An 11,136-nucleotide genomic window follows, 5' to 3' on the forward strand; every position below is an offset into this window, starting at 1 on the left:
CTATTTAATAAGTTTGTTTCCTTTGAGAGGAGGTCAAGGATGAATCGTATATTTAGAAACACGGTATTTTATTTGCTTGTTTTATTAGTGTTAATCGGTGTTATTAGTATCTTTACCGGTGGGCAAGAAGCTAACGAGAAGATGACCTATAATGAGTTCGTTACTCATTTGGAAAATGGTGATGTAGATACCTTTACTGTACAGCCGGAACGACAAGTTTATGTCATCACAGGTAAAATGAAAAATGCAGATGATAAAAAGGGATTTACAGTAAATGTCTGGAGTAGTCCGACATCGCTAGAAAGAATTGAAACAGCTGCGAATCAGACACATACAAAAATAAACTTTGCTATGGCAAAAGAAACAAGCGGATGGATACAATTATTAACGTCAATGATTCCGTTTATTATTTTGATATTCTTTATCTTCTTCTTGCTAAATCAATCCCAAGGCGGCGGTGGCCGTGTAATGAATTTTGGGAAGAGTAAGGCAAAGTTATATACAGATGAAAAAATAAAAGTACGATTTAAAGATGTTGCTGGAGCAGATGAGGAAAAACAAGAACTCGTTGAGGTTGTTGAGTTTTTGAAAGATCCAAGGAAATTTTCTGAGCTTGGCGCAAGAATTCCAAAAGGTGTCCTATTAGTAGGGCCTCCAGGAACGGGTAAAACCCTATTAGCAAGAGCTGTTGCTGGAGAAGCTGGAGTACCATTTTTCTCAATTAGTGGTTCTGACTTCGTTGAAATGTTTGTTGGGGTTGGTGCGTCTAGAGTTCGGGATTTATTTGAAAACGCGAAAAAGAATGCGCCGTGTATCATTTTCATAGACGAAATTGATGCGGTGGGGCGTCAGCGTGGTGCAGGACTTGGTGGAGGACATGATGAACGAGAGCAAACATTAAACCAATTGCTTGTTGAAATGGATGGATTTAATGCGAATGAAGGAATAATTATTGTTGCAGCAACAAACCGTCCTGATATTTTAGACCCAGCCTTGTTACGTCCAGGTCGTTTCGATAGACAAATTACAGTTGATCGCCCAGATGTTAAAGGTCGAGAAGCCGTATTACGTGTTCATGCTAGAAATAAACCACTGGATAGTTCTGTCGATTTAAAAACAATTGCAATGCGTACACCTGGTTTTTCTGGTGCGGACTTGGAGAACTTGTTAAATGAAGCTGCACTTGTTGCAGCAAGAACAAATAAAAAGAAAATTGATATGAGAGATATTGACGAAGCAACTGACCGAGTTATTGCTGGTCCGGCTAAAAAGTCTCGTGTGATTTCCGAAAAAGAACGAAATATCGTTGCTTACCATGAAAGTGGCCATACAGTGATTGGTCTTGTGTTGGATGAAGCTGATATGGTACATAAAGTAACAATTGTTCCACGAGGGCAAGCTGGTGGTTATGCTGTTATGTTGCCAAAAGAGGACCGTTATTTTATGACAACACCTGAGTTGAAAGATAAAATCACAGGTCTTTTAGGTGGACGTGTTGCTGAGGAAATTGTTTTCGGTGAGGTAAGTACAGGTGCTTCTAACGACTTCCAAAGAGCGACTGAAATTGCACGTCGTATGGTTACTGAATTTGGTATGAGTGAAAAGCTTGGCCCGTTACAATTTGGTCATGCTCAAGGCCAAGTTTTCCTTGGTAGAGATATCAATAATGAACAAAATTATTCGGATAAAATTGCGTATGATATTGATACAGAAATCCAAAGAATCATTAAAGATTGTTATGAAAAGGCGAGAACCATATTAACTGAAAAACGTGATAAATTAGAAGTGATTGCTCAAGCGTTATTAAAAGTTGAAACACTTGATGCAAAGCAAATTCGTCATTTATATGATCACGGGAGTTTGCCTGATGAAGAAGTAGCAACTGAACCTACAAAACCTTGGGAATTAAAAAAGCCTGATTCATCAGATGTAAAGGTAAACTTTGCTACAAAAGAAGAAAAGACAGATGATAAAAAAGATGAATAAATAATTTTTCGAAGCTGACTTTTGTAGTCAGCTTTTCTTTTTAGCTATAGGTAAAAAGAAATTTTCTTTTCTACTTTGACTATGAATGGAAAGAATCAAAAATACTATCGATAATAAATACAATGATTTTTCTTTATGTGCTTTTTATGGTAATATTTTTTTGGTTATCTAACAATGAGTAGAAAATTTCTAAAGCCCATTATTTTATAAAAAGTTGGTGAGCATATGATTCTAGTTATAGATGTAGGAAATACTAACATCGTATTAGGTGTATATGATAATGATGAGTTAAAGCATTATTGGCGTATTGCTACGAACCGAAATAACACAGAAGATGAGTATGGTTTGTTGGTAAAATCGTTATTTGAACACGAAGGTACCTCATATAAGGATATTGAAGGAATTATTATTTCTTCTGTTGTACCTCCGATTATGAATTCTTTAGAGAGAATGTGTATAAAATATTTTGGAATCGAGCCATTAATCGTAGGGCCAGGGATCAAAACAGGGCTAAATATTAAGTACGAAAATCCAAAAGAAGTTGGTGCAGACCGGATAGTCAATGCAGTGGCAGCGATTCATGAATATGGTGCTCCACTAATTATTATCGATTTTGGTACTGCTACAACATACTGTTTCGTAGATGAAACTGGATCCTATATGGGCGGAGCAATTGCCCCTGGAATATATATATCTACTGAGGCGCTATACACGAAGGCGGCAAAGCTCCCTCGTATTGAAATTGTACCACCTAATAATATAGTTGGTAAAAATACGATTGAAGCGATGCAATCAGGAATCATATATGGATATGTTGGTCAAGTAGAAGGCATTGCTTCAAGAATGAAAGCAGGGTCAAAAAGAAATCCGACAGTTATTGCGACAGGTGGTTTAGCGAGTTTAATTGCACAAGAGGCAAAGATTATTGATATTGTTGACCCGTTACTAACTTTAAAGGGGTTACAACTTATTTATAAGCGAAATAGATAGATGGTTACACTTTTTAAAACTGCAACCTCCTATTTTAGCTACTGGGACAGGATAAATTTTTTATTTCTACTTTCCTAAACGCTTAAGCAACTTAAGAAAAGCTTTGGCACATTATCTCGCAGCCGAAAAAGTTTTTTCGGCGAACTTTAAGTCTCTTGCCCCGCGTAAAGGCTCAACGCTTGAGTTTTCTTTATAGGAGAATTCAAGTACAATGAATTTTAAACATCTGGAAGGAGAATTACATACATGAGTGATTACTTAGTAAAGGCAATCGGTTTTAATGGTGAGGTACGAGCATATGCCATTCGATCAACAGAAACAGTAAGCGAGGCACAAAGAAGACATGATACGTGGGCAACGGCTTCTGCAGCATTGGGGCGTGCAATGACTGCAAGTGTAATGATGGGTTCCATGCTAAAAGGTGATAGTAGTATTACTGTAAAAATTGAAGGAAACGGTCCAATCGGAGTAATACTAATTGACGCGAATACAACGGGTAGTGTCCGTGGATATGTTACAAATCCGCATGTAGATTTTGAAACAAATGAATTTGGAAAATTAGATGTTAAACGTGCAGTAGGGACGAATGGGACATTATCGGTTGTAAAAGATATTGGGATGCGTGAGAAATTTTCTGGACAAGTTCCACTAATTTCAGGTGAATTAGGAGAAGATTTCACATACTACTTTGTAACGTCTGAACAAGTCCCATCTTCAGTCGGAGTAGGTGTTTTAGTAAACCCAGATCACTCTATTCTAGCTTCAGGCGGCTTCATTATTCAAATGATGCCTGGTGCAACAGAGCAAACGATAACAGATGTTGAAAATCGCTTAAAAACAATAAAACCTATTTCAACTTTGATTAAAGAGGGACTAACACCAGAAGAAATACTTGCTACATTATTAGGGAAAGAAAATGTACAAATATTAGAAACGGTACCTGTTCAATTCGAATGCACTTGTTCCAAAGAACGATTTGGTAATGCATTAATTAGTCTTGGTGTAGAAGAATTGCAAGAAATGATTGATGATGAAGGACAAGCTGAAGCACAATGTCATTTTTGTAATGAAAAATATACATACTCAAAAGCGGAATTAGAGGAATTTAAAAAACAGGCAGAGAAAAAAGACCAATAATATTAAGGGTTATTTCCAGATAGATTAAAGCAGGTCTCTAATTGTCTGACATGCAAAGCTTTTTGTTGAAGGTAAATCCCCTAAGGATAATCAGATAAAATGTGGCTAGAATAATTGACAGAATGATACGTAAAGTAATAAAATAAAATTAATCCAATCAATTTACTATGAATTAGGGGTGTAACTATGTCCAAATATGTAAACTCAGTTACTGAATTAATAGGTCGGACACCAATTGTTAAGTTGAACCATGCTACAGACGAAAATGCAGCTGAAATCTATGTTAAGTTAGAATATTTTAATCCAGGAAGTAGTGTGAAAGACCGTATTGCCCTAGCAATGATTGAAAATGCAGAGAAAAAGGGCTTATTAAAAGAAGGCGACACAATCATAGAGCCAACTAGTGGTAATACAGGTATTGGTTTAGCGATGGTTGCAGCTGCAAAAGGGTATAAAGCGATTTTAGTTATGCCTGAGACAATGAGTCTAGAAAGACGTAACTTACTACGTGCGTATGGTGCAGAGCTTGTACTTACACCAGGACCAGAAGGAATGAAAGGTGCCGTTAATAAAGCGGAGGAATTAGCTAAAGAACATGGTTATTTTATGCCACAACAATTTGAAAACGAAGCAAATCCAGAAGTTCATAAATTAACGACAGGTCCAGAAATTGTAGACCAAATGGGCGACCAATTGGATGCATTTATTGCTGGTATTGGGACAGGTGGAACAATTACTGGTGCTGGGCAAGTATTAAAGGAGAAATATCCTAATATTAAAATTTACGCTGTTGAACCAAAAGATTCCCCAATTTTATCCGGTGGTAAACCAGGACCACATAAGATTCAAGGAATTGGAGCAAACTTTGTGCCAGGTGTTTTAGATACAAATGTTTACGATGAAATTATCCAAGTAACGACTGAGGAAGCTTTCGAAGCTGCTCGCCAAACTGCCCGTCATGAAGGTATTTTAGGTGGGATTTCTGCTGGTGCAGCGATTTTTGCTGCTGTTGAAGTAGCAAAGAAACTTGGTAAAGGGAAAAAGGTTTTAGCAATCGTACCAGATAATGGAGAACGTTATTTAAGTACACAATTATATCAGTTTGAATAAAAAAAAAACCCATAGAGCGAAATTCCATTGTTGCCACCCGGGAGTCGGTATCAAATGATTGTTACAATAGTAGTAGCAGTATTTGTTTACCGATCGCCCGAATCTGGCAACTTTTTTTATTTTTGTATTTGGCTTATTTCATCACTAGAGAAATTTTTGTTAAAATGGAAAATAGTTTGGAATAAGGGAGTGTTTAGAATGGGGAAAGGAATGAAAGTAGATAAATATGAATTCGATTTTAGTAGTAAAACATATATAATGGGGATATTAAATGTCACGCCTGATTCCTTTTCTGACGGAGGAAAATATGTTCAGAGTTACTCGTCCCTTCAGCATGCTAAGGAAATGATAGAAAATGGAGCAGATATAATCGATATTGGTGGAGAATCAACAAGACCTGGATTTCAGCCGGTATCAACAGAGGATGAGATTAATCGTGTTGTTCCAATTATCCAACAGCTAAAAGAACATATTGATGCACCGCTGTCCATTGATACTTATAAATCTGAAACTGCAGAAGCTGCCATTAAAGCGGGTGCACATATTATTAATGATATTTGGGGAGCGAAAAGAGATCCGGAAATCGCTGATGTGGCAAAAAAGTATAACGTTCCGATTATATTAACCCATAATCGTGAAAATCCACAATACGATATTTTCTTAAGGGATAGTTTATATGACCTATACGAGAGCATTTCAATTTGTAAATCACGTGGTGTCAGTGATGAACAAATTATATTAGACCCAGGTATTGGTTTTGCAAAGACGTATGAACAAAACGTTGAAATGATGCAAAATCTCGATAAAATTGTCAGCTTAGGTTATCCTGTTTTACTGGGGACGTCTAGAAAGTCACTCATCGGTAACGCTTTAAAATTGCCAGTTGAAGAAAGAATAGAGGGAACCGGTGCGACTGTTTGTTACGGAATTATGAAAGGCTGCCAAATCATTCGTGTACATGATGTAAAAGAGATGTCAAGAATGGCTAAAATGATGGATGTTTTAGTGAAAGGAACAGCACATCAGTAAAGTGCAAGAAATAGGAGAGAAAATGGATGGATCGAATTTATTTAAATGAAATGGAGTTTTACGGTTTTCACGGTGTTTTACCAGAGGAAAATCGCATTGGCCAACGTTTTATTGTCAATTTAATTACAGATATAGATCTACAACGAGCAGGTCAACGAGATGATTTGAACGAGACAGTAAACTACGCAGAGATTTATTCATTATGTAAAGAGATAGTCGAAAATAGACAATATAAGTTGATTGAGGCAGTTGCAGAAAAAATAGCATCAGAAATATTAAAAACTTATGAAAAAATAAAGAGTTGCACAGTTAAAGTTATTAAACCGGATCCACCAATACCAGGACATTATAAATCGGTGGCGGTAGAAATTACTAGAACTCGAAACTAGAAATAAATTTTTAATTATATTTATCGGTATCGAAAAATCTTTATTGAATATGACTGACGGGAAGATGATAGAATGAAAAATAGAGCGATTTTATCACTTGGGTCAAATATGGGAGACCGAACAGCGTACTTATATAATGCTATTAAAAAACTTGAAGAAAACGACTTCATTCAAGTGAGCAATTTCTCCTCTATTTATGAAACAGATCCAGTAGGGTATACCAATCAAGATTCCTATTTAAATATGGCTATTGAAATTATTACAGATTATACGCCTTTTAATTTATTAAAAGAATGCCTTTCTATAGAAAAGGAACTCGGTAGGAAGCGAGTCATTCGATGGGGACCCCGGACAATTGATCTTGATATTATTCTTTTTAATCAAGAAATAATTAACAGAGAGCAACTTCAAATTCCTCATCCCAGGATGGCTGAACGGGCGTTTGTATTAATTCCAATAAATGAGATAAACCCGGTTGCCGTAGTACCAGGGATAAATGAGCCAATTGGTGGATTAGCGGAAAATATACCTAAAGAAGGGGTTCGGTTATGGAAGCGGAAGTTTGGGGACGACGTATACGCGCTTTTCGAAAACTAAAAGGGTATACGCAAAAGAGTCTAGCAAAGGACTTAGGAATCTCAGTGTCTATACTTGGGGAAATTGAACGGGGTACGAGAATCCCGTCCTATGATTTGTTACAAAAAATTGCACAAACATTAAATATCGAATTTGACGAACTAGTTTCCCTAAATAATGAATAGGGAACATAAAGAGGGGGTTAATCTTGTTTAAAATTGGAGATATTGAATTAAAAAATAGAGTTGTTTTAGCCCCTATGGCTGGAGTTAGCAATTATGCGTTTCGTTTAACAGTAAAGGAATTTGGGGCGGGACTTGTTTGTTGTGAAATGATTAGTGATAAAGGCATTGTTTACCGAAATGAAAGAACGCTAAACATGTTATATATGGATGAAAGAGAAAAACCATTAAGTCTACAAATTTTTGGTGGAGAGAAAGACTCTTTAGTTGAAGCGGCCAAGTTTGTAGATAAAAATACAAACGCCGATATTATTGATATAAATATGGGTTGCCCTGTTAATAAAATAATCAAGTGTGAAGCTGGAGCGAGATGGTTATTAGAACCGAGTAAAATATATGACATGGTTTCTTATGTTGTAGAGGCGGTTGAAAAACCTGTAACGGTAAAAATGCGTATCGGTTGGGATGACCAACATATTTATGCGGTACAAAATGCCCAAGCTGTGGAGCGTGCTGGGGGTGCCGCTGTGGCTGTACATGGAAGGACGCGTGTACAAATGTATGAAGGTGTTGCCAATTGGGATATTATTCGAGATGTAAAACAAGCTGTATCCATACCTGTGATTGGTAATGGTGATGTGTGTACTCCGCAAGACGCTAAACGTATGTTAGACGAAACGGGTGTTGATGGGGTGATGATTGGACGAGCAGCTTTAGGAAATCCTTGGGTAATCTATCAAACCGTAAATTATCTTGAGACTGGAAAATTAGCAGAGGATCCGACTGTCCAAGAAAAAATGGATGTGTGTAAACTACATCTTGACCGCTTAATTGCGATAAAAGGTGAACATGTTGCTGTGAAAGAAATGAGAAAGCATGCTGCGTGGTATTTAAAAGGAATTAAAGGGAGCGGTAAGTATCGAAGTGCAATTAATGAGTGCGAAACAAGAGAACAACTTGTTATAGTTTTAAATCAATTAGTAGATGAATTAGAACCGGTGAAACAGGATCATAAGCAGGAGGCAGTATGAATTGTCATCCGAAATTAACTTTACTTATATGGTAGTGATAAAATAAGCTAGTTTGACAATTTTACATTGGTTAACCTATAATTATTTTGATATGATACACTGCCAGTTTAATGCTGGCAGTTTTCCTATTTTTCATGCGTAATTAAAAGGCGTTTACAAGAGTTGTTGTCGATTGTTCTTATAGATTTTTTTAAAGAAAAAGGATATGGAACGAAACACATAAGGCTATTACTAAAAATACTAGAGACAACAATAGTAGAAAAATACCTTTTATAGTGATTCATTTACAGATTCACACGAATTGTAGAAAGAATAGTAACTGATAGAAACTTTATACTCGTGTGCAATATTTACATAAAAGAATTCTAATGATGGAGATGATTTCTGATGAGTCATGAAGAACTTAATGACCAATTAATTGTTCGTCGAGAAAAAATGGAAGATTTACGCTCTAAGGGGATTGATCCTTTTGGCAAACGCTTTGATACAACACATCATGCGAAAGATCTTAAAGATAGCTATGGTGAATTAGAAAATGAGGAACTAGAAAATAAGGCGATTCATGTACAAATGGCAGGACGGATTATGACAAAGCGAGGAAAAGGTAAAGTCGGTTTTGCACATATTCAAGATGTGACAGGACAAATACAAATATACGTCCGAAAAGATGCTGTTGGTGAAGAGGAATATGATGTATTTAAAACAGCTGATTTAGGTGATATTGTTGGTATAAAAGGTATACTATTTAAAACCCATGTGGGTGAGTTATCAATAAAGGTTGAGGACTTCCAAATTTTAACAAAAGCGTTGCGTCCATTACCTGATAAGTTCCATGGTCTAAAAGATGTTGAGCAACGATATCGCCAACGTTATCTTGATTTAATCGTGAATCCTGAAAGTAAAGATACGTTTATAGCGAGAAGTAAAATAATTCAAGCAATCCGTCGTTACCTAGATAGTAAAGGGTTCTTAGAAGTAGAAACGCCAATGATGCATTCAATTCCAGGGGGAGCAGCAGCACGCCCGTTTGTCACTCATCATAACGCATTAGATATGGAGCTGTATATGCGTATTGCCCTTGAATTGCATTTAAAACGTCTGATTGTAGGTGGATTAGAAAAAGTTTATGAACTTGGACGTGTTTTCCGTAATGAAGGTGTATCTACAAGACATAACCCTGAATTTACAATGATAGAAGTATATGAAGCGTATGCTGATTACAACGATATAATGAATTTAACTGAGGAAATGATTGCACATGTTGCTCAAGCAGTTTTAGGCACAACAAAGATCACTTATGGTGAATATGAAGTAGATTTAACGCCAAAATGGAAGAGACTTCATATGGTTGATGCCATAAAAGAATATGTGGGCGTAGATTTCTGGAGAGAAATGACTGTCGAAGAAGCGCGTAGTTTAGCAAAGGAATATGATATTGAGATAACCGAACATATGGAAGTTGGACATATTATTAATGAGTTTTTCGAACAAAAAGTTGAAGAAAAACTCATACAACCTACATTCATTTATGGTCATCCAGTAGAAATTTCACCGTTAGCTAAGAAAAATGCTGATGATCCGAGATTTACAGACCGATTTGAATTATTTATTGTAGCAAGAGAACATGCGAATGCATTTACAGAGCTTAATGATCCAATAGATCAACGTGAAAGATTTGAAGCTCAAGTGAAAGAACGTAGCCAAGGTAATGATGAAGCACATTTAATGGATGAGGACTTTGTAGAAGCATTAGAATATGGTATGCCGCCAACAGGTGGTTTAGGAATAGGGATTGATCGTTTAGTTATGTTATTGACAAATGCACCATCAATCCGGGATGTGTTACTATTCCCATTAATGCGCCATCGTTAATAGTGTGGTTGTAACTTTCATTGGTTAATCAATGCATATGATATTATTTTATAAACTGGTTGGTTAGGCGGAATGTTACTAGCCAATAAAAAAGCCGAACTATCAATTGAGACTGTTAATAAAGTTTCATGATAGTTCGGTATTTATTATCGAGTTGAATTTGTGATTGTTTATTTTTTAAGTTGTGCTTCGACTTTTTATTAACTTAAGGACAGTTCGATAATAGAAATACCGTAAAACTTGTGGAGCAAGAATGTTGTAATTATGGAATTGGATATGAGAAGGTGCTTACGGAAGCTGAATATACATAGCCTCTGCTCAATTATGCCACAGGGATTGACTTGGAAAGAATATAGGTAGTTTTTTATTTAATCATTTAATGTTAACACATGTAGATTTGTTATTAGGTTAGACTACATCTATATGTAAATGGATTATAGAAATTAGCTGAATGGCAACCTGAATAATTCAGAAAAAAACAACTTTATTTTTCCTATTGCATATCGGAGTAAAAGGTGATAAATTATTATTTGTCGCTGAAAAACAATGCGATGTCAAAAAAATAAAATCTAAAAAACAGTTGACAAACATCTTGGTTATTGATAAGATATTTAAGTGCTTTTAAAAGGGTAACTTTTTCAAAAAATAAATTTTAAAAAAGTTATTGACAAGAAAAAGTTATTTTGATATAATAATTAAGCTGTTAGATTTTGAACCTTGAAAACTGAACAAGACAAAGCGTTTTATAAATTAAAGCTAGTCATTTATTTTGAGCAATCAAACTATCTTTTGGAGAGTTTGATCCTGGCTCAGGACGAACGCTGGCGGCGTGCC

Annotated in this window: 10 protein-coding genes; all 10 read left to right on the forward strand. The window is 36.0% G+C overall.

Annotated elements, in window-relative coordinates:
• The first annotated feature begins 39 nt into the window (after window positions 1–39).
• The 10 genes from ftsH to lysS all read left to right on the forward strand — a co-directional run bounded on the left by ftsH (window position 40) and on the right by lysS (window position 10,302).
• Window positions 40–1,986, forward strand: coding sequence for an ATP-dependent zinc metalloprotease FtsH (ftsH, locus tag BN2144_RS00385; protein ID WP_033826392.1), 1,947 nt, complete (start codon window positions 40–42; stop codon window positions 1,984–1,986).
• A 225-nt stretch (window positions 1,987–2,211) separates the two neighbouring features.
• Window positions 2,212–2,976, forward strand: coding sequence for a type III pantothenate kinase (locus BN2144_RS00390; RefSeq protein WP_033826393.1), 765 nt, complete (start codon window positions 2,212–2,214; stop codon window positions 2,974–2,976).
• 246 nt (window positions 2,977–3,222) lie between these two features.
• Window positions 3,223–4,113: an Hsp33 family molecular chaperone HslO gene (hslO, locus tag BN2144_RS00395; protein ID WP_033826394.1), complete on the forward strand. Its 891-nt coding sequence runs from the start codon at window positions 3,223–3,225 to the stop codon at window positions 4,111–4,113.
• A 186-nt stretch (window positions 4,114–4,299) separates the two neighbouring features.
• Entirely contained in the window at window positions 4,300–5,223 is a 924-nt protein-coding gene (gene cysK / locus BN2144_RS00400; protein ID WP_033826395.1) for a cysteine synthase A, read from the forward strand.
• Window positions 5,224–5,433: 210 nt separating this feature from the next.
• The gene (gene folP, locus BN2144_RS00405) at window positions 5,434–6,252 is read left to right on the forward strand and encodes a dihydropteroate synthase (RefSeq protein WP_033826408.1); all 819 of its coding nucleotides are present in this window, start codon (window positions 5,434–5,436) and stop codon (window positions 6,250–6,252) included.
• A gap of 26 nt (window positions 6,253–6,278) precedes the next feature.
• Entirely contained in the window at window positions 6,279–6,641 is a 363-nt protein-coding gene (gene folB / locus BN2144_RS00410) for a dihydroneopterin aldolase (RefSeq protein WP_033826396.1), read from the forward strand.
• Between the two features lie 72 nt (window positions 6,642–6,713).
• Window positions 6,714–7,238: a 2-amino-4-hydroxy-6-hydroxymethyldihydropteridine diphosphokinase gene (folK, locus tag BN2144_RS00415; RefSeq protein ID WP_033826397.1), complete on the forward strand. Its 525-nt coding sequence runs from the start codon at window positions 6,714–6,716 to the stop codon at window positions 7,236–7,238.
• Window positions 7,190–7,402 carry a helix-turn-helix domain-containing protein gene (locus tag BN2144_RS00420; protein WP_033826398.1) on the forward strand — a complete coding sequence of 71 codons (213 nt, stop codon included), beginning with the start codon at window positions 7,190–7,192 and terminating at the stop codon, window positions 7,400–7,402. Before folK ends, BN2144_RS00420 begins: the two co-directional genes overlap by 49 nt.
• A 23-nt stretch (window positions 7,403–7,425) precedes the next feature.
• Window positions 7,426–8,430 (forward strand): tRNA dihydrouridine synthase DusB, encoded by a 1,005-nt coding sequence (dusB, locus tag BN2144_RS00425; protein WP_033826399.1) that lies wholly within the window; start codon window positions 7,426–7,428, stop codon window positions 8,428–8,430.
• Between the two features lie 387 nt (window positions 8,431–8,817).
• Window positions 8,818–10,302, forward strand: a complete 1,485-nt coding sequence (lysS, locus tag BN2144_RS00430; protein ID WP_033826400.1) for a lysine--tRNA ligase — start codon at window positions 8,818–8,820, stop codon at window positions 10,300–10,302.
• Window positions 10,303–11,136: the final 834 nt, after the last annotated feature.

Origin of the sequence: Bacillus andreraoultii (assembly GCF_001244735.1) — a bacterium.
GTDB lineage: Bacteria > Bacillota > Bacilli > Bacillales > Caldibacillaceae > Caldifermentibacillus > Caldifermentibacillus andreraoultii.

Coding starts and splice junctions, on each gene's coding strand:
- hslO (WP_033826394.1), top strand. CDS start 3,223: ATGAGTGATTACTTAGTAAAGGCAATCGGTTTTAATGGTGAGGTACGA.
- folK (WP_033826397.1), top strand. CDS start 6,714: ATGAAAAATAGAGCGATTTTATCACTTGGGTCAAATATGGGAGACCGA.
- BN2144_RS00420 (WP_033826398.1), top strand. CDS start 7,190: ATGGAAGCGGAAGTTTGGGGACGACGTATACGCGCTTTTCGAAAACTA.
- BN2144_RS00390 (WP_033826393.1), top strand. CDS start 2,212: ATGATTCTAGTTATAGATGTAGGAAATACTAACATCGTATTAGGTGTA.
- cysK (WP_033826395.1), top strand. CDS start 4,300: ATGTCCAAATATGTAAACTCAGTTACTGAATTAATAGGTCGGACACCA.
- lysS (WP_033826400.1), top strand. CDS start 8,818: ATGAGTCATGAAGAACTTAATGACCAATTAATTGTTCGTCGAGAAAAA.
- folB (WP_033826396.1), top strand. CDS start 6,279: ATGGATCGAATTTATTTAAATGAAATGGAGTTTTACGGTTTTCACGGT.
- ftsH (WP_033826392.1), top strand. CDS start 40: ATGAATCGTATATTTAGAAACACGGTATTTTATTTGCTTGTTTTATTA.
- folP (WP_033826408.1), top strand. CDS start 5,434: ATGAAAGTAGATAAATATGAATTCGATTTTAGTAGTAAAACATATATA.